This is a genomic window from Erwinia sp. HR93 (assembly GCF_034555055.1).
GTDB lineage: Bacteria > Pseudomonadota > Gammaproteobacteria > Enterobacterales > Enterobacteriaceae > Apirhabdus > Apirhabdus apintestini.
The window spans coordinates 2,855,694-2,877,181 of sequence record NZ_JAXUDP010000001.1 but is presented as its reverse complement, the minus strand read 5'-3'; the positions used below and the strand labels follow the sequence as shown (position 1 = coordinate 2,877,181).

General features: G+C 53.9%; 15 protein-coding genes and 1 pseudogene. 6 read left to right on the top strand and 10 right to left on the bottom strand.

Going from position 1 to position 21,488, the window contains the following annotated elements; all coding sequences use genetic code 11:
* Positions 1-77: 77 nt before the first annotated feature.
* Positions 78-869, bottom strand: a complete 792-nt coding sequence (gene phoH, locus SFA31_RS13470) for a phosphate starvation-inducible protein PhoH (RefSeq protein WP_322838437.1) — start codon at positions 867-869, stop codon at positions 78-80.
* Between the two features lie 517 nt (positions 870-1,386).
* On the bottom strand, positions 1,387-2,895 hold the full coding sequence (gene putP / locus SFA31_RS13465) for a sodium/proline symporter PutP (RefSeq protein ID WP_322838436.1): 1,509 nt from the start codon (positions 2,893-2,895) through the stop codon (positions 1,387-1,389).
* Positions 2,896-3,302: 407 nt separating this feature from the next.
* On the opposite strand from putP, the gene putA reads away from it, so the two are divergent.
* Positions 3,303-7,265 carry a trifunctional transcriptional regulator/proline dehydrogenase/L-glutamate gamma-semialdehyde dehydrogenase gene (gene putA, locus SFA31_RS13460; RefSeq protein ID WP_322838435.1) on the top strand — a complete coding sequence of 1,321 codons (3,963 nt, stop codon included), beginning with the start codon at positions 3,303-3,305 and terminating at the stop codon, positions 7,263-7,265.
* A 57-nt stretch (positions 7,266-7,322) separates the two neighbouring features.
* Entirely contained in the window at positions 7,323-7,721 is a 399-nt protein-coding gene (locus SFA31_RS13455; protein WP_322838434.1) for a lysozyme inhibitor LprI family protein, read from the top strand.
* Here SFA31_RS13455 and rutR read toward each other — a convergent pair.
* Entirely contained in the window at positions 7,718-8,353 is a 636-nt protein-coding gene (rutR, locus tag SFA31_RS13450; protein WP_322838433.1) for an HTH-type transcriptional regulator RutR, read from the bottom strand. The genes SFA31_RS13455 and rutR overlap by 4 nt on opposite strands.
* Before the next feature lie 639 nt (positions 8,354-8,992).
* On the opposite strand from rutR, the gene SFA31_RS13445 reads away from it, so the two are divergent.
* The 3 genes from SFA31_RS13445 to SFA31_RS13435 all read left to right on the top strand — a co-directional run bounded on the left by SFA31_RS13445 (position 8,993) and on the right by SFA31_RS13435 (position 11,167).
* A protein-coding gene (locus tag SFA31_RS13445) for an IS3 family transposase (RefSeq protein ID WP_322836662.1) occupies positions 8,993-10,128 on the top strand; the annotation gives its coding sequence in 2 pieces (ribosomal slippage) (positions 8,993-9,239 and positions 9,239-10,128; 1,137 coding nt in all).
* Positions 10,129-10,281: 153 nt separating this feature from the next.
* The gene (gene wrbA / locus SFA31_RS13440; protein WP_322838432.1) at positions 10,282-10,878 is read left to right on the top strand and encodes an NAD(P)H:quinone oxidoreductase; all 597 of its coding nucleotides are present in this window, start codon (positions 10,282-10,284) and stop codon (positions 10,876-10,878) included.
* Positions 10,879-10,939: 61 nt separating this feature from the next.
* A complete protein-coding gene (locus SFA31_RS13435) occupies positions 10,940-11,167 on the top strand; it encodes a YccJ family protein (RefSeq protein ID WP_322838431.1) in 228 nt (75 codons plus the stop codon).
* Between the two features lie 59 nt (positions 11,168-11,226).
* Here SFA31_RS13435 and agp read toward each other — a convergent pair whose 3' ends face one another.
* Together agp and SFA31_RS13425 are read right to left on the bottom strand one after the other, a co-directional pair.
* Positions 11,227-12,465 (bottom strand): bifunctional glucose-1-phosphatase/inositol phosphatase, encoded by a 1,239-nt coding sequence (agp, locus tag SFA31_RS13430; RefSeq protein WP_322838430.1) that lies wholly within the window; start codon positions 12,463-12,465, stop codon positions 11,227-11,229.
* 361 nt (positions 12,466-12,826) lie between these two features.
* Positions 12,827-14,083, bottom strand: coding sequence for a mechanosensitive ion channel family protein (locus tag SFA31_RS13425; protein WP_322838429.1), 1,257 nt, complete (start codon positions 14,081-14,083; stop codon positions 12,827-12,829).
* Positions 14,084-14,399: 316 nt separating this feature from the next.
* Between SFA31_RS13425 and SFA31_RS13420 the strand changes: the two genes are divergently transcribed.
* Positions 14,400-14,753, top strand: coding sequence for a nitrous oxide-stimulated promoter family protein (locus tag SFA31_RS13420; protein ID WP_322838428.1), 354 nt, complete (start codon positions 14,400-14,402; stop codon positions 14,751-14,753).
* 1,055 nt (positions 14,754-15,808) lie between these two features.
* On the opposite strand, the gene SFA31_RS13415 is transcribed toward SFA31_RS13420, so the two are convergent.
* The 5 genes and pseudogenes from SFA31_RS13415 to SFA31_RS13395 all read right to left on the bottom strand — a co-directional run bounded on the left by SFA31_RS13415 (position 15,809) and on the right by SFA31_RS13395 (position 21,482).
* The gene (locus SFA31_RS13415; RefSeq protein ID WP_322838427.1) at positions 15,809-17,248 is read right to left on the bottom strand and encodes a VasL domain-containing protein; all 1,440 of its coding nucleotides are present in this window, start codon (positions 17,246-17,248) and stop codon (positions 15,809-15,811) included.
* 502 nt (positions 17,249-17,750) lie between these two features.
* Positions 17,751-18,194, bottom strand: coding sequence for a type VI secretion system baseplate subunit TssE (gene tssE / locus SFA31_RS13410; protein WP_322838426.1), 444 nt, complete (start codon positions 18,192-18,194; stop codon positions 17,751-17,753).
* A 381-nt stretch (positions 18,195-18,575) separates the two neighbouring features.
* On the bottom strand, positions 18,576-20,174 hold the full coding sequence (tssA, locus tag SFA31_RS13405; RefSeq protein ID WP_322838425.1) for a type VI secretion system protein TssA: 1,599 nt from the start codon (positions 20,172-20,174) through the stop codon (positions 18,576-18,578).
* Positions 20,175-20,586: 412 nt separating this feature from the next.
* Positions 20,587-21,121: pseudogene (tssJ, locus tag SFA31_RS13400) on the bottom strand (type VI secretion system lipoprotein TssJ).
* Positions 21,102-21,482, bottom strand: coding sequence for a hypothetical protein (locus SFA31_RS13395; RefSeq protein WP_322838424.1), 381 nt, complete (start codon positions 21,480-21,482; stop codon positions 21,102-21,104). The pseudogene tssJ and the gene SFA31_RS13395 overlap by 20 nt, the downstream one beginning before the upstream one ends.
* Positions 21,483-21,488 lie beyond the last annotated feature (6 nt).

Sequence of the window (21,488 nt, the reverse complement as noted above, 5' to 3'; positions counted from 1 at the left end):
CTCCGGCGTAGTGTACTGCGCCGGGTTACAGCGAGAAGCCCGGCGCACCGGGTCTTCTCTGATGGTACCGCAGAGCGTCACTCATTATAGGCTTCAAGCGTGCGCTGGCACAGCGCTGAACGTACACAATCCTCTCGCCCAAATTGGACAATACCTATCATCGCATCCTCATTAAACCGCCTCAGCGCATCGCTTAATCCTGATGCTACGCCCGCGGGAAGATCGCACTGGGTTATATCGCCATTCACAATTACGGTCACATTTTCCCCCAGCCGCGTCAGGAACATTTTCATTTGCGCCGAAGTAACATTTTGCGCCTCGTCCAGTATCACCACCGCATTTTCGAAAGTCCGCCCTCGCATATAAGCAAACGGAGCAATTTCGACCTTACCAATCTCCGGGCGCAGGCAATACTGCATAAAAGACGCCCCGAGCCGACGAACCAGCACATCATAAACCGGGCGAAAATAGGGCGCGAACTTCTCTGCAATATCCCCCGGCAGAAAACCGAGATCTTCATCCGCCTGCAGTACCGGGCGCGTCACGATAATCCGCTCAACCTCTTTATGGATCAGCGCTTCTGCGGCTTTCGCCGCGCTGATGAAGGTCTTGCCACAGCCGGCTTCACCGGTAGCGAAGATAAGCTTTTTGGTTTCTATCGCCCGCAGATAATCCGCCTGCGCCGGATTCATGGCCTGCACGGGCGTGCTATCGCGATTATCCCGCGCCATGCCGATAGCTTCCACACCGCCCATATGAACCAAAGACGTAACCGACTCTTCTTCCCACTGTTTATGGCTGCGCGAATCACGTCTTAATAAACGTTTCGCTTCACGACGCGCTTTGACAACTGCTTTTTGTCTTCCCATAGCGAGTACCTTGACCAGTTAGTTTTTGCTACCCGCGCCGGATAAACCGGTGCGAATGTATGCACTCACGGGTAAGTCGGCTCCCTTAATAAGCCATCGTTAGTATTGCTGAATGAGAACAGCGGCGTTACGCGCCTGAGTAGAGGATAGGGAATAAAATGAGAGTGAAGTATTGAGACTATGAAATGGACGGCAAAGCCAGCCGGGCCAGAAGTAAAGCCCCGCAAGGGCTGACTGCACAATAAACGCCAGGAAAACACCATCTATGCCCCCTCTGAGTGACAACCACATCGATTGTCGGACGCTCACACTGCTGCCTTAATTATATCAAGAAATCAACATTTACCTCACCGCTTACCCAACCACGGATTTATTCGCTGCTGTGGGTAAATCCGTGCGCGTAAAACGGATGAATAAATTGCCCCGTTTTCCCAAAAGTAAGAACCAGAAACCGCTATTTGATGTTCTTCCCCGCGCCGGTGCCCAACATACTGGCGGCCCGGCGCCTGGAACAGCCTTACTTTGCCAGCCCTTTTTCCGGTGCCGGAGAAAGATAGTGGTCATTCGCCTGCGTGAATCGCGCGCGCATCTCAGGAGAAGGCGCCTTACCCAGCAGGCTGAAGCAAACAATACCGATGCTCGCAAAAATAAAGCCCGGAATGATTTCGTACAGATCAAACCAGGAGAAGTGTTTCCAGACAATCACCGTCACCGCGCCAATCAGCATGCCTGCCAGCGCGCCGCTGCGCGTCATACGCGGCCATATCACGGAAAACAACACTACCGGACCAAATGCGGCGCCAAAGCCCGCCCACGCATAGCTAACCAGCCCCAGTACGCGGTTTTCCGGGTTAGCGGCCAGCGCTATCGATACTAAAGCAACGACCAGTACCATAGCGCGCCCCACCCACACCAGTTCTCTCTGGCCGGCGTTTTTACGTAAGAAAGCTTTATACAGATCTTCCGTTATCGCACTGGAGCACACGAGAAGCTGGCAGCTCAGCGTAGACATCACCGCAGCCAGTATCGCCGACAGTAATACGCCGGCTATCCACGGATTGAATAATAACTGCGTCAGTTCAATAAAAACGCGCTCGCTATTTTGTGTTACCGCACCCGCCTGTGCCGGATGATCGGTAAACCAGGCGATGCCAAAGAACCCTACGGCAACCGCACCGGCCAGGCACAGCACCATCCAGGTCATGCTTATCCTTCGCGCATTAACGATAGTGTGATGTGAGTCTGCGGCCATAAAGCGCGCCAGAATATGCGGTTGCCCAAAATACCCAAGCCCCCAGCCCATTAGCGAGATGATGGCGACAAAATTTAACCCTTTGAGCATATCGAGGTTCTCTACGCTTTTCTGGCGGATAACCTCCAGCGAATCGCCGAAGCCGCCCACGGCGATAATCACCATTACCGGGGTTAAAATTAGCGCGAAAATCATCAGGCTCGCCTGTACGGTATCCGTCCAGCTTACCGCCAGAAAGCCGCCGATAAAGGTATAGATAATCGTTGCCGCCGCCCCGGCCCAAAGCGCCGTTTCATAGCTCATTCCAAAGGTACTTTCAAACAGGCGCGCGCCGGCCACCACGCCCGACGCGCAATAAATGGTGAAAAATAACAGAATGACTAACGCCGAGATTATCCGCAGCATCCGACTGTTATCTTCAAAGCGCGCGCTGAAGTAGTCAGGCAGCGTCAACGCGTTGTTATTCACTTCTGTATGTACTCGCAGGCGCCCGGCCACCAGCTTCCAGTTAATATAAGCTCCCAGCGACAGGCCAATGGCTATCCAACTTTCGGAGATCCCGGAAAGAAAAATCGCCCCCGGCAACCCCATCAATAGCCAGCCGCTCATATCTGACGCACCGGCGGAAAGCGCGGTCACAAAGCTGCCCAAGCTGCGCCCGCCGAGAATATAATCGTCAAAATTTTTCGTGGATCGCCAGGCGATAAAACCAATTAATATCATGCCCAGGATGTAGACCAGGAAGGTCACCAGCAAAGGGGTGCTAATGGTCATGTAGCCTCTCCATGTTATTGTGCCGGGCAGGTTCCACCCGGTAGCCCCTCATAAAACGAGACGAGGGAAGGTTAATTATTTTATGACGCTATTTTAATCAAAACTAATTTCATATTTACATTTCAATTAACATATATTTCACATCACGCACCGGTTTGCCAATCACTATTTCACTACAGGTTGCACTGGCTCACGTTTTAAAATAACAGCATGAAATAATAGTTATTATTTTCAATGCAATAGAACAAAACACCTCAATATCTATGCACTGGTAGTGTCTGATGCACTTCATTTGCATGACCAATTTTCAGAGTTGCCAGTCGCATCACAATTAACAAGGTTGCACAAAGTTGCAACATATCAGATAGTCCAGTCATAACGTATTCACCCAAACAGGAGCTAATGGAATGGGAACTACGACCATGGGGGTTAAACTGGACGAAGCCACCCGCGAACGCATTAAATCTGCCGCAACGCGCATCGACCGCACGCCGCACTGGCTTATCAAACAGGCGATATTCAATTATCTGGAGCGTCTGGAAGATAACGAAACCTTGCCAGAACTGCCCGCGCTATTCGCCGGTGCTGCGAACGAGGCCGATGAGTCTGTCACGCAACCCGATGAAATGCCACAACCTTTTATGGAATTCGCGGAACAAATCCTGCCGCAATCGGTCGCCCGTGCCGCTATTACCGCGGCGTGGCGACGCCCGGAAACCGACGCCGTTCCGCTCATTCTGGAGCAGGCGCGCATGGCAGACGGCGTTTATGAACGCGTTCATACGCTGGCCTGGCAGCTTGCCGATAAGTTACGCCATCAGAAAAGCGCCTCCGGGCGAGCGGGGATGGTACAGGGGCTACTTCAGGAGTTCTCCCTCTCCTCACAGGAAGGCATCGCCCTCATGTGCCTGGCGGAAGCCCTGCTGCGTATTCCCGATAAGGCCACGCGCGATGCGCTAATCCGCGACAAGATAAGCCACGGCGACTGGCAGGCGCATATAGGCCGCAGCCCTTCCCTGTTTGTCAACGCCGCCACCTGGGGGCTGCTGTTTACCGGGCGGCTGGTTTCTACCCATAATGAGGCCAATCTGTCCCATGCCCTCAATCGCATTATTGGTAAACGCGGCGAACCCCTTATTCGCAAAGGCGTGGATATGGCAATGCGCCTGATGGGCGAGCAGTTTGTTACCGGCGAAACTATTGCCGAAGCGCTGGCCAACGCGCGTAAACGCGAAGAAAAAGGATTTCGTTACTCTTACGATATGCTGGGCGAGGCCGCGCTCACCGCCGAAGACGCGCAGGCCTATCTGGTGTCTTACCAGCAGGCTATCCACGCCATTGGTAAAGCCTCGAACGGTCGCGGCATTTATGAAGGGCCGGGCATCTCAATTAAACTTTCGGCGCTGCATCCACGCTACAGCCGGGCCCAATATGACAGAGTAATGGACGAGCTGTATCCGCGCCTGAAATCGCTGACGCTGCTGGCCCGCCAGTACGATATCGGGATTAATATTGACGCCGAAGAAGCCGACAGACTGGAATTATCCCTCGATCTACTGGAAAAGCTGTGCTTCGAACCCGAGCTGGCGGGATGGAACGGAATAGGTTTTGTCATTCAGGCCTACATGAAACGCTGTCCGTTCGTCATCGATTATCTGATTGATCTTGCCACGCGAAGCCGCCGTCGCCTGATGATCCGTCTGGTGAAAGGCGCCTATTGGGATAGCGAAATCAAACGCGCGCAGGTAGAAGGCCTGGAGGGGTATCCCGTTTATACCCGTAAAGTTTATACCGACGTCTCTTATCTCGCCTGCGCGAAAAAACTACTGGCGGTGCCAAACCTGATTTATCCACAGTTCGCCACCCATAACGCGCATTCGCTGGCGGCGATTTATCATATGGCCGGGCAAAACTATTATCCCGGCCAGTATGAGTTCCAGTGCCTGCACGGCATGGGGGAACCGCTATACGAGCACGTGGTCGGCAGCAGCACGGAAGGTAAACTCAATCGCCCCTGCCGCATTTACGCGCCGGTAGGCACGCATGAAACGCTGCTGGCTTATTTGGTGCGCCGCCTGCTGGAAAACGGAGCCAACACTTCATTTGTTAACCGCATCGCCGATACTACGCTGCCGCTGGATGAGCTGGTGGCCGATCCGATGGCTGCCGTGGAAAAGCTGGGCGCGCGTGAAGGCCAGCTTGGCCTGCCCCATCCAAAAATCCCGCTTCCTGCCGCGCTTTACGGCCCCGATCGCCCTAACGCCTGCGGGCTGGATCTGGCCAACGAGCAGCGTCTGGCCTCCCTTTCCGCCACATTATTGCACAGTGCCAGTCGTCGGTGGCAGGCGCTGCCCATGCTCGAACAGCCGGTAGCGGCCGGCGATATGCTGCCGGTTATCAACCCGGCAGACGCCGGCGATATTGTCGGCTATGTTCAGGAAGCGCGCGCCGAAGACATTGACCGTGCGCTGGAGAGCGCCGTCAGCGGCGCGGCTATCTGGTTCGCCACCCCGGCTCAGGAACGCGCGGCGCTGTTAGCGCGCGCCGCCATGTTAATGGAAAGTCAGCTTCAAACACTGACGGGAATTCTGATCCGCGAGGCGGGGAAAACGTTCTCTAACGCCATTGCCGAGGTCAGAGAAGCGGTTGATTTTCTCCGCTACTACGCGCTTCAGGCGCAGCGTGATTTCAATAACGAAACCCACCGTCCGCTCGGCCCGGTGGTGTGTATCAGCCCGTGGAATTTTCCATTGGCCATTTTTACCGGGCAGATAGCCGCGGCGCTGGCCGCAGGCAACACCGTGCTGGCAAAACCGGCGGAACAAACCCCGCTTATCGCCGCGCAGGCCGTTGCCATCCTGCGAGAGGCCGGGATACCGGCGCAGGTGATTCAGTTACTGCCCGGCCGCGGCGAAACTATTGGAGCCCAACTCACCGGCGACGAGCGCGTTAAAGGGGTAATGTTTACCGGCTCAACGGAGGTAGCCAGACTGATTCAGCGCCACATCGCCGGCCGCCTCGACGCTCAGGGCCGCCCTATTCCGCTTATCGCTGAAACCGGCGGATTAAATGCCATGATTGTCGACTCCTCGGCGCTCACTGAGCAGGTGGTGATGGATGTTGTTGCCTCCGCTTTCGACAGTGCAGGCCAGCGCTGCTCCGCGCTGCGTATCCTTTGCCTACAGGAAGATATCGCCGACCACACGCTAAAAATGCTTAAAGGGGCAATGGCTGAGTGTCGAATGGGTAACCCCGATCGCTTAACCACGGATATTGGCCCGGTTATCGATGCCGAAGCACAGACGGTGATTACCCAGCACATTCAGGAAATGCGCAGCCAGGGGCGCCCGGTGTTCCAGGCCTGCTTTGGAGATAGTACGTCCGCAGCGCTTAATAAACAGGGTACTTTCGTGGCACCAACGCTCATTGAGCTTGACGGCGTTAGCGATCTGAAAAAAGAAATATTTGGGCCGGTGCTGCACGTTGTGCGCTATCAACGTCACGCGCTGGATGCGCTAATCAAAGAAATTAACCTTGCCGGATATGGATTAACCCTCGGCGTACATACCCGGATTGACGAAACCATCTCACAGGTGACCGCGCAGGCGCACGTGGGCAATATTTATGTAAATCGCAATATTGTTGGTGCCGTAGTCGGCGTCCAGCCGTTCGGCGGCGAGGGGCTTTCCGGCACCGGCCCTAAAGCCGGTGGCCCGCTTTATCTCTACCGCCTGCTAAGCTATCGCCCTGAAGCGGCGGTCAGCGCTACGCTGGCCCATCAGCGCGCCGAACCGGCTATCGGGGGAGAGCAGAAAACGGCTATTCAGGCACCGCACCGCGCTCTGACGCAGTGGGCCAACGGCCGTCCGGCGCTGTACGCCGCCTGCCAGCGGTATGCCGAACTCGCGCAAAGCGGTACCCTGTATACGCTACCCGGCCCTACCGGTGAACGGAATGTCTGGTCGCTGCTGCCCCGGGAGCGGGCGCTGTGTCTTGCGGATAGTGAAGACGACGCGCTGATTCAGCTCGCTGCCGTAACGGCAACCGGCTGCCAGGCGCTCTGGCCGGAAGACGCCCTGCACAAAACGCTGCTGCAGCAATTACCGCCTGAAGTAGTCAGGCACATCGCGATGGCGAAACCTGGGAATCTGTACGCACAGCAATTTGACGCCGTCATATATCACGGCGATTCCGACAGGCTGCTCGATGTGTGTGAGCGTATCGCCGCGCGCGAGGGCGCCATCGTTTCGGTGCAAAGCTTCGCGCACGGAGATACCAACCTGCTGCTGGAGCGTTTGTACATCGAACGTTCCCTGAGCATAAACACCGCAGCCGCCGGCGGTAACGCCAGCCTGATGACAATTGGCTAAGGCTCCGTTACAGTGGAAGGCTCCCGCAGCGGGAGCCTTTTTTGTCAGGGGATTTCCATGAAATATTTTTGTTTAACTTTCGCCGCACTATTGATCGGCCAGTCCGCGTTCGCCGCAGACTGTGTAGACCCTCAAACCCAGCAGGAAATGAATGCCTGCGCGGCTCAGGAATACCAAAAGGCCGACGGCCAATTGAACGCCACTTACCAGCAGATGCTGACTCGCGCCAGCGAGAAACAGCGCGAGCTGTTAACCGTCGCTCAGCGCGCGTGGCTGCAGGTGCGCGATGCCGATTGCAAATTCGTCAGTTCTGGAGCCGAGGGTGGTAGCGCGCAGTCTTTGGCATGGAACCAGTGTCTGGCGGATAAAACGCGCGATCGCAATGCATTTCTCACCTCGCTCTCCCAGTGTGATGAAGGCGATTTAAGCTGCCCGCTGCCGCCATCGGGAAACTAGCGCGGGATGAGTCCGTCCATCAGCATGCGTTGCACATTGTCCACCGCCTGCTGAAAAAAAACCGCATTTTGCAAAGTCTGGCCGGTTACCGCTTCGATTTGGGTCGCAAAATCCGCGTAATGCTGCGTGGTGGCCCAAATCATAAAAATTAAATGGTACGGTTCGCAGGCCGCTAATTCGCCGCCCTGTACCCAACCGCGGATAATCGCTGACTTCTCTTCTATCAGCGCCTTCAGGCTACCGGCGAGCTCCGCTTTCAACAGCGGCGCCCCCTGAAGTATCTCAAGGCAGAACAGGCGCGACGCCTCCGGGAAATCGCGCGAGACCGTCATCTTTAGCCGAATATAATCGCCAATCGCTTCACGGGGGCGTAGATTTTCGCGAAACGCTTTTAGCGGTGCCAGCCAAATATCAAGGATATCCCGCAATACCGCGACATAGAGCGCTTCTTTCGACGGAAAATAATATAGCAGGTTCGTTTTTGATACCTGCGCCCGCTCCGCTATTTGATCCAGCGTAACCCCGTGCAGTCCTGCGCGTGAAAACAACGCCAGCCCGGCGCGCATAATCGCCTTTTTTTTCGCCGCCACGGCGCGCGTGCGGCGCCCCGAAGCTTCGCCCTGGTCTGCCATCTGTCCTCCTCCTATTTTAAACAGCATAACAAAAGCGATATTCGCCCCCAAGAACGATACCGCGCAGCCGGCTATTTACAGGGAGTTGTCGGAGAGCGACGTCACAGATTGCAGATACGCAAGGCCCTGGCCGTCCTTATTTCGTTATTTGCGGCGCAGTGTAGTATAAACGGCTGATACCTGACGGACCGCCGCCGCGGCTGGACTGCGCGGCACGGTTCCCCTTTTGCAAAATCCCCACGCCGGGGCGTGATAGAGCAATACAGCGCTTATCATCGCGATAAGCAAACCTCTATACCGGGAAGCGGCGGTATCAAACGGAACCTAAAGCGCGTTGATATCACCGTATAGATGGAGGCGCCTTTAAGTTTTCTCTGCGTGACGGCAGAAAGCACGCCGCGCTTTTGGCTGCGCTCTAAGGGCTCGCCCGGGCTCTGGAATAAGAAACCCCGCTGCGTCTGCATTATCCGCTGCTCAGTTCTGGCGTTTACGCCAGGCGCCAGGCAACGTTAGCCGGGTTGTCTGGCGCTATTCCGCTGACTTGTTGCACCTACCGAAATGTACAAATCCTGAGCCAGTGTGGACTGACCCCACCCCGGTAGACGATCCTGATGTATAGTTTGAGCATAGGAGGACCGTATGGGCACACCACGATTTACCCCTGAATTTAAGGAAGAAGCCGTCCGTCAAATTACGGAACGCGGTTATTCCGTCGCAGAAGTTTCCGACCGACTGGGTGTCTCTGCGCATAGTCTTTACAAATGGCTGCGGGCCATCAAACCCGATAACAGCGAGCAGCATGCGCGTGATTTACTGGAAGCCAAAAGCGAGATCCTCAAGCTTCGGTCTCAGCTGAAGCGCACCGAAGAAGAGCGGGACATCCTGAAAAAGGCCGCGCGGTACTTTGCAAGGGAGCCCGACTGAAGTACCGCTTTATCAATGAACACCGCTCCGTATGGGGTGTCATGACAATGTGTCGGGTACTGAATGTCGCCCGGGCCGGGTTCTATGCGTGGCTGCATAATCCAGTTTCCGCCCGCGATAAAGATAACCAGCGTCTGCTGGCGCTTATCCGTGATTCGTATTCCCTCAGCGGTGGCGTATATGGCTATCGCCGGGTTCATGGCGATCTGAATGAAATCGGGGAAACCTGCGGTAAAAACCGGGTGAGCCGTATTATGCAACTGAACCGGATCAAAGCGGTGCGCGGCTATAAAGCGCCACGTCGTATCGCCGGCAGGCCTTCAGTGGTTGCGCCTAATCGCGTGCAGCGGCAGTTTACCGTTGTCCGGGCTAATCAGGTCTGGGTGACCGATATTACCTATATCCGCACCTGGCAGGGCTGGCTGTATCTGGCGGTGGTCATTGATCTCTTCGCCCGTAACGTGGTGGGCTGGTCGATGAAACCGACGCTGTCACGTGAACTGGCGCTGGATGCGCTGATGATGGCAGTATGGCGTCGAAAACCGGACAGAGAGGTAATAGTACATAGCGATCAGGGCAGCCAGTACGGCAGCGAGGACTGGCGGCGCTTCTGCCGGGCCAATAATCTGGCGCCCAGTATGAGCCGGCGTGGCAACTGCTGGGATAATGCAGTAGCGGAATCGTTCTTCAGTTCACTGAAAAAAGAGCGTATCAGGAAGAGAATATACAAAACCCGGGCTCTGGCCCGGGCGGATATCTTCGATTACATTGAAGTGTTCTACAACCGGGTCCGACGCCACAGCCATCTCAGCGGCGTCAGTCCGGAGGCCTTTGAACAGGCCTCGTCGTGAGGACAGAATTTGTCTACTGTCACGGGGTCAGTCCAGTGACAACCTTGCGATACGTCATGGAAACGCTATCTGGATTTGCACTCTCCCTGACACGTCATATCTTTAAAGACAGAGCGTTTTTATCCTGAATGATAAATAAGGAGAAGAAGTCGTATGGCGAAAATTCTGGTGTTGTATTACTCCATGTACGGACATATCGAAACGCTGGCACATGCGGTTGTTGAAGGCGCGGAAAAAGTGAACGGCGCAGAAGTCACCCTTAAGCGGGTCCCGGAAACGATGCCGCCTGATGTATTTACCAGGGCGGGCGGTAAAGCGCAGACCACGCCAGAGGCCACGCCTCAGGAACTGGCGGAGTATGACGCTATTCTATTTGGCACGCCCACGCGCTTTGGCAATATGGCCGGACAAATGCGCACTTTTCTCGATCAGACCGGCGGATTATGGGCCGCCGGCGCGCTGCACGGCAAAATCGGCAGCGTATTCAGCTCGACCGGCACCGGCGGTGGGCAGGAACATACTATTTCCTCCACGTGGACCACGCTCGCGCACCACGGCATGATAATTGTGCCCATCGGCTACGCTATCCCGGAACTGTTTGATATTTCGCAAGTTCGCGGCGGCACGCCCTACGGCGCAACGACGATAGCCGGTGGCGATGGTGCACGCCAGCCGAGCACAGAGGAGCTCACTATCGCCCACTATCAGGGAGAGTATGTGGCAGGCATCGCCGTTAAATTACAGGGCTAGTCCACCGGGAGCGCCGCGCAGAGATCCTGCATCTTTTCATCTATTAAAAAGGAGTATCACTATGGCCGTACAGCCTGAGAAAGCCCACCGCGTTCGTGAATGGGCCACGCTGCGTAACACCTCGCCGGAAATCGCCGAAGCGATATTCGAGCTTGCCGACTATGACGAGAAAAAGGCGGAATTGATTTGGGAAGAAGGCAACGATGAAATCCTGCCCCTCGCGTTTTCTAAAACGGACAAAGATACGCTTTTTTGGGGAGAGCAGACTATCGAAAGAAAGAACGTATAATTCGTTGCTGCCTCGCTTTTGCGAGGCAGCAACCTCAACGCAGCGCTTACAAAGCTATATTAGCGTGCGGCCTCGCGCATCACCTCGTTAAATTTATCCATCGGGCAAAAGCCGTCACCGTCAACCGGACAATCCGCCAGTTCAAGCGTCACGCGCTGCGGCGGGCTATTCAGCGACAGCGGCTGCGCCTGGCGTAGCTGCTCAGTGCTTTGGTAAACGTACTCAATTTTCATTAGGTCCCGGTTACTGCGCGTGTCATGCCAGCGTTCAAACATAACCTTGCCCCCGATGGGAGTACGCTCATATTGCCCGGGCAGCCGGTAAGGCTTGAAGTTAAGCGCCGTGAGCAGTGAGGCGATATTTGAATCATGCCCTACGAGCAGCGTGACGGCTGGGGATGAAGTTGCCTTATCCACCAGCGCGCTGGTCATATATTTCACCAGCGGGGCGGCCACATTACGCGCCACCGCCGGGGAGGTAAATAACGTATCCTGGTAGCTGTTTTTCAGCTCTGATAATAAGCGCCACTGCTTATCACTCTTGATTTCTCCCCAGGCAACCTGCTCTTCAGGGAAGCCCTCATAATATTGTAGCGTGAAGGCGTCCACCAGCGAGTTGCCGATTTTCAGTGGTCCGCTGACGCCGGGTTCATCGTGCAGCGGCGCTTTGAAGGCATCTTTTTCCTGATTAAGATCGCAGCGCTGTTTCTCTTTACATTCCGGGGAACTGCGATAATCAGCAATTTGCTCCAGTAATTTGAAGCTTTCTTTCAGAGAATAGCGGCTGCGCTGGTTTTCCATCGCTTTTACGGCAGCTGGACTAAACGCGCTGTCCGCATTGGTGATGGCCGGATGAAATACTGGATCCATCGTTCCCATCGCGGCCTGGTGATGCACGCTGATATCGCAGCCCGGAAAGGCACCGGTGATAAAAAATTGCGCCGTGGCCACCGTGCGCTGCAGGCTGTTTGCATAGGCATATACGCTTTGCTGCGCAGGGCAACTCTCCTGCGGCACTAACTTCTGCTGTGCCAGCCATTCGCGTAAATAGCGCCCCATATACACTTCCAGTACGCCGCCCTTGGTGGTTAGCTCGCCTCCGGGCACTTCCCATGCAGGCCACTTACGCGGGGTTGCCTGCTCCAGTACGCTGCCGTTGGTTGCCAGCAGCGCACGTAAATTGTGCCGGCTCATTAAAAGCACCTGCTGTAATTGATAGCCTTCCGGTACATCGTCTGCGGCGCTGGCCGCCACGGGAAGCATCGCACTCAGCAATATAGCCAGTAATGTCTGTTTCATCCGTTTTCCTTTTACTCGCACTGTAGTGGGCCAAGAGTGTGGCAGAAAATAGCACCGCCGCCTCTGTGCGGGCTCGCAAATTTAGCACTCGGTGGACGATAGCGCCCCAACGAGACCATCGCTCTGCGATTTTCTGTGCGCTTGCGGCTGATAGTAAGGATTTGTCGCTAAACCAGCCGGCCCGGTTTTAGGCTCGGCTCGGCCGCGGGCCGCACGCAGCGCCTGAGTCTGCGGCGCAATCGCAGCCGTAATTTCCGATAAAAAGCGTTTATTATTGGATGACGCAAAGAGGCGCCAGTGGAGAGAATAAGTACAGAAGAGGAGATGATGCGGGCCGCAAAAGCGGCCCGTAAAGTTAACGTTAATTTACCTGCTGCGGGCGCATTAACTCGCCGATAGCACGAACATCATTGCTGCCAGGGGTCTGATGTACACGCAGCCCGAACTCACTCACAATGGCAAACACGTGATCGAAGATATCCGACTGAATCGCCTCGTATTCAAGCCACGCTACAGTATTGGTAAATGCATAGACCTCTAGCGGAACGCCGTCTGCTACCGGTGCCATTTGGCGCACCATCAGCGTCATATCTTTGCGAATGCTCGGGTTTTCGGTCAGATAGCGCGTCAGATAAGCGCGGAACGTACCCAGATTGGTCATTCGGCGAGCGTCGAGAGAAGAACCGTTTTCACCGGTATTTTCGCTGTTCCATGTCTGTAGCTCCTCGCCCTTTTCTTCCAGATAAGGCTTGAGCAGATTACTTTTTTCCAGGCGCGCCTTATCTTCTTCTGACAGAAAATGCACGCTGCTGGTATCAATATTGATACTGCGCTTAATACGGCGCCCGCCGGACTCCGACATCCCGCTCCAGTTAATGAACGCGTCGGACACCAGCGCATAAGTCGGGATAGTGGTAATCGTATTATCCCAGTTTTGCACTTTTACCGTCGTCAGGCCGATATCAATAACGCTACCGTCTGCGCCGTATTTTGACATCTCCAGCCAGTCACCCATCTTCAGCATGTTGTTCGCTGAAAGCTGGATACCGGCCACCAGCCCCATAATGGGATCTTTAAATACTAACATCAGTACCGCGGCCATTGCGCCCAGGCCGCTAATCAAAATGGCCGGCGATTTACCAATCAGCAGCGATACCATCAGGATGCCGACAATGACGGCGGCGAGCAGTTTAACCCCCTGAAGGATCCCTCTCAGCGGTAAACGCGATATCGCGGAAGTTCTGCGGGACAGGTCGAGCACCACGTCCAGCAGCGAGAAAAACGATAGCAGCGCATACAGCATTATCCATAAGTGCGCACACAGCGAGAGAATATCTCCGGCCTCAGTATGTCGTAACCAAATTGCAGACTGAATGCTGACAATAATTCCCTGTAGGGTAAATGCCAGGCGATGAAATAATTTGTTTTGCGTAATTATCTTAAGCCAGATTTTAGAGCTGGCATGCGCTCGCCGCTCAAAAATACGCAGCACGATGCTATGCAAAATAATGTGCACAACAATAGCAGTTACTAAAATAATCCCCAGAACAAGGATTAACGACGTGGTGTGATTTAATTCAATGCCATATTTCCTTAAAAAGGATATAATTTCCTGCATAATAACTCCTTATTATTCCTGCGCATTTATCATGCCGGGACTAACGCAGGGTTGCAAATTTTTTTACCACTCGCCACGCCAAGCAGCAGCAGAAAACCACTAAAAAAACCAAAAAAGCAGTTAAATATTCGATTTTGTAACAATTCACAGCTTTTGTCATTACGATAAATATTCCCTGCCAACAAAGAGATAGCGGTAAATAATCTTCAACCCTGTTTGTAGACGCAGAATATTTGGACAGCGCTTCTCCCGTTGTCCAAATTTCGGTTTTATCTTATAATGAGTATACAAAATGCACTTTTAAAATGAGTTAATTATGGCTGGCAAGCGCAGACTTAGAGAGCAAAAAACCATCCATCATATGATAGCGCTGTTTGCAAAATACTCTCCCGCAGCGAAAGAAGACGCCGCACATTACGAAACTTTGTATGGCTATGCGGTTAACCGCCTCGATCGCTGCGCGTTTGGTGAAGAAAAACCGGCCTGTAAGCAGTGCCCGATTCACTGCTATCAGCCCGCCCGGCGTGAAGAAATGAAAGTGATTATGCGCTGGGCAGGGCCGCGTATGCTTTGGCGGCATCCTATTCTGACGCTGCAGCATTTGATTGACGATCGCCGCCCCGTGCCACCGCTCCCGGAAAAATACCGCAAAAAACGCGCGTCCGAATAATCACAAATTACCGTAAATTACGGCACATCAGCTCTATAATCATTTGATCTTCGGCGGGAATGCCCGCTGCAGATAGCACCGAACAGGCTACAATAAAATAGGATCTATCCCAACGCCAGACTGCCGTTTAGCCGAGTTAGCAGCGCTATGGCGGCTATTAATTAAACGTTAATGAATAACAGTGGCGCATATCTGGTTATTATTAAATGAATTTTCTATATCCCCTAATTTGTTAAAAATAAATTAATACTGCAGAATACATTTTATTACGCGCTTGCATCTCTGTAGAAAATAGCGGGCGAAGATAAATGCTATATCAGACCGTCGGCAATAAAGTGCGGAGTTATTACCCGGCATCACTTGTCGCTAAAATAAACCAAGCTATCTGATATAAAGCTATAATACTCACCGGCGAAGTATTTTACTCGCTAATTCCTGGCTAATCGGCAAATACCTTTGGGCAAGCGATTTTTATTAAATAACGCGCGAAGGAAGAAGTTAACGCTTTAATAATTCTGTTAATGCAGCCTATTACCTGTTACGCCAGAAACTACGCTAATATTGCTCCCGTTTCGCGCCCTGCTCCCGCCGTACGGTGACTATTCAGCGGTTCTTGCTATTTCGCCGCATCTGTTCCCGGTTAACGCTTATGTGTGAGGATCTTCATTTTCTGAATAACACTTCTTTATGCGCTATAAATCTACTGCCTGCGGGATATCCCGCTTCACAGACGCCCCCCGCCGACAATATCTATTTGCGCGCGGGTTTCTGAATGAGGCGCCATTACATTAGGTGGCAATTCAGAAAACAATCTCTCTAAAAACTCGCATCCCGTTCCACAAAGGTACAGTCTGTACGGTTTAGCAGGATGAAAGCGATATCTCTCACGGCCAGGAAATCATTATCCGTTATCCGTAAATCAAAAATTCGTATAGGCGCTCTCAGGCTGAGAGCTTTACTACCGACCTTGTTCGGCTAAGAGTTTTCCAATAGCCAAAAAAAGAGGAGCGGCGTTACCGCCGCTCCTCTGTCTTCAGTAAATCCAGAATGCGTATTTATTGGCTATTGGCTTTGTAGCCCACTGCGCGGGTATGTACGGGCGTGCGCCCCTTAATTTTTTCCTGTGCCAGGCGTGCCGCAAGCGCATTAAGCCGGGTTTCAATCTGTTTTATCCTTAATGCGGTGGGCACTGCGTTATCCGCGCTAATAAGGAGCCGTAGCTGCTCTTCGACCGGAATATTATGACCAAAATCAGAACGCATATCGTACACAATGGATTTGAGTTCGCTGACCGTCAGATATTTCCCGCGCCGTTCGTCCAGCCCGTTTAATTTGTCCGATAGCGACTGGAGCTGCTCCATTCCATTATGCCAGCCGTTGAGTTCATCCTGCGTCATCTCCGACAGCTCGGTTGCCTGCTGCCAGCGCGCGGGTAACGCGGCGGCGCGAACATTTTCCGGCCATAGCTGTTGAGCCTGCCTGATTAAACGTCGGGCATAATCATAGCGCCAGTCGGGTGACAGCGTTGCCAGCCAGTCAAGCTGCGCGGCAGTAGAGGCAATCCAGGCATCCGCCTGGCGCGAGACGGTGCCTGAAGCACGCAGGGTCGCCAGTTGACGTGGGGAAAGCGGGCCGGGCAGCGGCCTTACTGAAGCCGCCAGCGCGCTGGTATCCGCAGGCTGACGATGAAAATAGTGCCAGCCCCACAGCATACCCCCGCCTGCCAGCAGCGTTAAAAAAACGCCGGTTAAGAACGGCTTTAAGAATAGAGATTTCGGCGGTGCGGGCGGCGCAGCCGACTCGCGCTGGATAACATAAACCCGTGGCTCCGCTCCCCCTCCTTCACCGACAGAATGCGGCCGGGCGCTTACGACTGGCTCAGGCTGCTGAGCAGCTGGCGTATCCTGGCCAGACGGCGAAGCGACTACCGCTTCCGGTGGCAGCACTACCGCCGCACCGTGCGTTTCCATCAAAGGCAGATTTTCAAGGCGCGTGATGGCAAGCTGTATTTGGCGGAACAAACCTTCACACTGTACCGCCTGCTTCAGCTCAAGCCGGGATAAGGTATCAATAAATGCCGACAGCGTTTTTTCCGCCTGATAGAGCGCGGATAAATCGTCACGCTGCGTCAGGGATAGCGTTCGGAAAACTTTTTGCAGGCGCTGAAATAAACCACTCAATATTTCCACGCGTGAATGCGTGCTGGAGGGCCAAAGCGTCGACCATTGATAGGTTGCCAGCGCTTCGACAATCGCCAACCCTTCATTCATCCCCTTAAGCCCTGCGGTATGGGCACGCGCCAGGGTATACCATCCGGCAGTTTGCAACTCCATACCATTTTGTTCAAACAGCGCCATACAGCGAGTTTCAACATTCAACCAATCAACATCCGGGCGCGCAGGATGCGTTAATTTGCTTAGCTCATCGCGCAGTGCCGCATAATCCGGCAGCGTTCGAGGGTCACCGCCGGCGCTAATAGTTAGCGTATTTTTCATGCATGGGTTCCAGAGTCACAATAAAACATAACACGGTAGTCAACATTCCCGCCGCCGGTTACTCAACCGCAGCAACGGACTTGTGGAATATAACGTTTCTTTTGTCATCATAGCAGCATTCATACCCGCTCCACGTGACTAACTCTTCCTTAATAAACAAATAAGTAGGCTAATTTGTCGCCGATTTATGCACGCCAGAATGCCCCGCTATTTCTGCCGCCAGCCCCAGCGTGAAAGCATGCTTTGCGCATTAGCGGTCATTTGATACTTATTCCCGGCATTTCGTCATACACACTGCGGCAGCGGTGAGTCAGCAACAAAGACAACAACAGCATGAGCGTGACGGCAGTTTCTGTCACCGGAAAGGCCAGCTAACTGAAACGGCTAACAGCGTTCTGCCAGCGTTTTTATGCACTGCCGCTGTCAGGCACCTGTCAGCCGCTAAACCGACTTATCGAAACCGCTTTCGTTTATTGTTCAGTATTATGTCAGTCAACACGTATTAATATGCCGCCCTGCGTTCAATAAACTGCTGCTGTTTTAGGTGGCGAATTAATACCCGGCCTTCCGGCATGAACGCGGTGCCATAGCGCACCAGCCCTACATCTTTTAGCTCTGCATCAATGGCGTAGCGCAGTTCACCCGGCATGGTTTGCTCCAGCAACACAACGTCAATGCGGCGCAGACGCGGCTCATACTTTAATAAAACCTCTGACAGGGTGCGCAGTAATAAATGCGCGGTGCCCGGCATCCCCTGCAGGATGCGCGTCATATCAGGTAGCCCGTAATCCGGTAGGTGCGCCAACGATCCCGCTCGGGTGTTTAAAATACGCTGCATATTATCCAGTACGGATAATATCACCTGATTCTCTTCACTAACCTGATTGATTTCCAGCCCACCGGCAAAATGACCCGTGAGCATTTCATATAGCGAGGGTTGTGACATACCTGTGCAGCCTCTTATTTACGCAGCTCCGGTGAGAGCCGCTCACTCAGTGTTTAATAATACGCATCGTTATGTTGAGAGATGCCCGGTAAAAACACGTATCTATATTGTCATTTTATCGACTGCGCCAGCGCGCACCTGGTAAAAAGCGCAATAAATGACACATTGCTACTTTTTTTTACACGCGGTAGCCGCGTTTTCCGCGCCGTATATTCCGACGAGGGAGTGAAACTTCACGCTTCGCAGCGCCGCAATTTCGTGGCCTGCGGTGGCCTGACTTGTCGCACTGGCCGGGCATTCTTCACAATGGCCTTCAATGACGCGAATCACCGGCAGCGCAGCGGAACTAATCCCGACCTGCCGCAGTGTGTCAGGCGGCAATTAGCCACACAGTACCGCAGCGCGGGCCGGATCGAGACGGATTAACCCTGCAAGTAGCGCCTCCATTTGCGGCTGTAAGCGCTGCTTATCGCTTTCACTGCGCCCTGCCTTGATGCGAATTAGCCGCAGGGCTCTGGCTTTCACCTCAAACAGTAAATCCGGCTCCCACTGTGTCAGGCTCATTTCCACACCGGCACCGTCCAGCTCGGCCAGTAAATGCATGGCCAAATCGTGTTTACCATATTGCTCGGCAATTCTCGCCATCAGCAGCCGCAGCAGCCAGCGATTGCGCGGAGTTTCCGCACCCTGTCGCGTTTGTAGCCATCCCAGAGCGGCATCTACTCCCTCTTTATCCGCCAGCGTCAGCGCTTCCGGTTCCAGCAACAGAATATCGTCCTGCGCCGCTATCGTCGGGGTTTCAGCCTCATTACCCCAGCCTTCAGCGCTATCCAGTACGCGCTGATTGATCCAATTAAGCGTCACTTCATCAGCAAACGCCGTGCCGTCGCTGTATGCCAGCCCTTCCAGCCCCTTCAGACGTGAAAGCAGCCCTTTTAAGTCATACAGAATAATATCGGCCCACAGTGCGTATGGCGCTCCGGCCTTCCCGAGCGCCTGATGGAGATACCACTGCAGGTCAAGCCACAGGTGATTGACGCCTTCCGCGAACATACGGTCAGCCTGCTCAATAAGCTCCAGCCAGCTTTGCTGGAGAAACAGACGCTTAAGCTGAGCCCGATATTCTGGTTTCGGCGGCATCAGCCGCGTGCGACCGGCGGCATCCAGAGGCGGTAATTGATAAAGGGTATCCCAGCGCACGCTCTTCATTAGATGGTTCCCGGCAAGCCAACCCTCCTGCTGGTTACGCAGATACCCCGCCAGCAAACGCGCCTGCTCCATCAGCTCACGTCCGGAACTGACGCTACCCGTACCGCTCACCGGAACCTCACGACTGAGCGCAGGCGGGTCTTCACTACGATTCGTTTGCGGCACGACCGCCTGTGGGCCACCCGACTGGGCCATGCGGTTTTCTAGCGCGCTGTACAGCGCGCCAAGAGCAGGCTGCTCGTTTTCCGGCCAGCTATCCGTTATCTGCGCCATGAGCGCAAGAGCGCCAACGATAAGCTCAAAATCATGCCGGGTAACTTCCGGCCAGCGGGTAAGCGTATCGAGCATGCGCCCGCTTGCCAGCCACTCCAGCGCGGCCTTGCGCGGGCGGGCGCGCTGTGGATGCAGCGTGGTTGGAAATGCGCTTAGTAGCGCGGCAATCAGGGTCAGGCCCTGAGCCAGGCCGGATTCCCCTTCCTGCTGCAAGCGCGACCAGCACCAGAATGCCGCCACGCGTAAATCTTTACTGCTATGAATCAACAGCTTTTCGCTTAACCCGGCCACGCTCTCTACGTCTACGCCGGACAGCTTATTAACTTCATCACGAATAGCCTGAAAATCGTCGTCATAGCTAATATCCTCCCCTTCCGGCGCATCGTCGCGCACGGGAGCAAGCCATTTATCCCAAAGCGCCGCCTGCTGGCGGGCGTTGTCGAGAAGCATCTGCGGCTGTGCGCCGCAGGCAGAAAAAAGCGCGCTGAGTGTAGACATAATTATCCTGTAAAACGGTCAGGTAACACCGCAATCTATCTCGCCTTCCCGGCGAGGTTGTGATAACGAACTGAATCTTTTGTTACTGTACTTACGCCTGGCGCCCCGTTGAGACACGCTTACCGGAGCCGATAAAAATGAAGCAGGTAATGGTATTACGCCATGCCCATAACATCACAGCGGATAATCAAAAATCACACGTTTTGTTGGTTGCATGGCGGCTTGCTGGCTCGTTAATCTTAAAACCCACGCTTTGCCCGGCTATACGGTCAGCGTGCGAAGAACTACGATACTGGCACCGCAAGCGGGAATACATTGCCTGTATCCGGCTCGGTTGCGGGAAGACGGAGTGTTTTACCGGGCTGCTGACTGCCAAACTTAAGACGATATCGCACCGTGACAGGTATGAGTATCAATCTTCTTTTAATTTCTGCAGCGTTAGCCGGTTTTCACCCGCGTCGGTTACTCGCGCTTTATCCGGACCCAGATCGCCCCGCTCCAACACAATTCGCCAGGTAGTGTGCAACTGATCCGGTGACATAAATATTCCAGCAACCGCCGCATACCGCGCACTCTCTTCCAGCGGTATATTCATCGCTATCACAGCGCCAGGACGGGAAGGTGGATATCTTTTCCGCGACCAGAACGGTCTGGATCGCCCGGCAATCAGCCTTAAACAGTGGCGGGTAATCTGTACTATCAAAACCTTGCGGCCTTTAAGCTGATAAACCCTTATCACCGTAGACAGTGCTACGCCGCCCGCACTGTTTGTTATTCACGACCTTACGGGCATAAACATCGAGATATAGCATTTTTATCGATTTATAAGATTTGGTCACCGCAACATTACCGTCGAAGGTTTTTTGAGTTAGCCCACATGCGGCCAAAAGTATTTTAGCGCCCGACATCAGAATAAATATGGTTATTTTACCAGCGATAATTGCCATCTTCGTCAATTTCTCTACGGTGAATATGCCCCTGAGCCCGCTCATAGCAACCCAGATTAATGGTTAAGATTTTTGAGTGCACCGAAGTATTTATCGAATCCAGCGGTCGCATTACGGCCGTTCGATCCAGCTGCACTGCCCCTCTGCAAGGCTGGCTGCTCATGGTTGCGCCTGGAAGCAGGCGGTGCCCACACACAATTGCAGCCGGACAGCGAGACGATAAGCCGAGGTATACATGTAGCAAGGCTAATAAATCCGGGTGAATCTCCCCGTGCGGTAACCAACCCTGCACTTCCTCCCGATTAGTAGTAGCCAGACGCATCCGCACCAGCCTATTGACACTAGCGGCGTTATTGCCCATTACCGA

What these genes read in the sequence shown, in the direction of transcription:
- putP (WP_322838436.1), bottom strand. Translation starts at nt 2,895, where the DNA reads ATGACCATTAGCACCCCTTTGCTGGTGACCTTCCTGGTCTACATCCTG.
- wrbA (WP_322838432.1), top strand. Translation starts at nt 10,282, where the DNA reads ATGGCGAAAATTCTGGTGTTGTATTACTCCATGTACGGACATATCGAA.
- tssE (WP_322838426.1), bottom strand. Translation starts at nt 18,194, where the DNA reads ATGTCACAACCCTCGCTATATGAAATGCTCACGGGTCATTTTGCCGGT.
- SFA31_RS13455 (WP_322838434.1), top strand. Translation starts at nt 7,323, where the DNA reads ATGAAATATTTTTGTTTAACTTTCGCCGCACTATTGATCGGCCAGTCC.
- SFA31_RS13420 (WP_322838428.1), top strand. Translation starts at nt 14,400, where the DNA reads ATGGCTGGCAAGCGCAGACTTAGAGAGCAAAAAACCATCCATCATATG.
- SFA31_RS13425 (WP_322838429.1), bottom strand. Translation starts at nt 14,083, where the DNA reads ATGCAGGAAATTATATCCTTTTTAAGGAAATATGGCATTGAATTAAAT.
- phoH (WP_322838437.1), bottom strand. Translation starts at nt 869, where the DNA reads ATGGGAAGACAAAAAGCAGTTGTCAAAGCGCGTCGTGAAGCGAAACGT.
- rutR (WP_322838433.1), bottom strand. Translation starts at nt 8,353, where the DNA reads ATGGCAGACCAGGGCGAAGCTTCGGGGCGCCGCACGCGCGCCGTGGCG.
- agp (WP_322838430.1), bottom strand. Translation starts at nt 12,465, where the DNA reads ATGAAACAGACATTACTGGCTATATTGCTGAGTGCGATGCTTCCCGTG.
- SFA31_RS13415 (WP_322838427.1), bottom strand. Translation starts at nt 17,248, where the DNA reads ATGAAAAATACGCTAACTATTAGCGCCGGCGGTGACCCTCGAACGCTG.
- tssA (WP_322838425.1), bottom strand. Translation starts at nt 20,174, where the DNA reads ATGTCTACACTCAGCGCGCTTTTTTCTGCCTGCGGCGCACAGCCGCAG.
- SFA31_RS13435 (WP_322838431.1), top strand. Translation starts at nt 10,940, where the DNA reads ATGGCCGTACAGCCTGAGAAAGCCCACCGCGTTCGTGAATGGGCCACG.
- SFA31_RS13395 (WP_322838424.1), bottom strand. Translation starts at nt 21,482, where the DNA reads ATGGGCAATAACGCCGCTAGTGTCAATAGGCTGGTGCGGATGCGTCTG.
- putA (WP_322838435.1), top strand. Translation starts at nt 3,303, where the DNA reads ATGGGAACTACGACCATGGGGGTTAAACTGGACGAAGCCACCCGCGAA.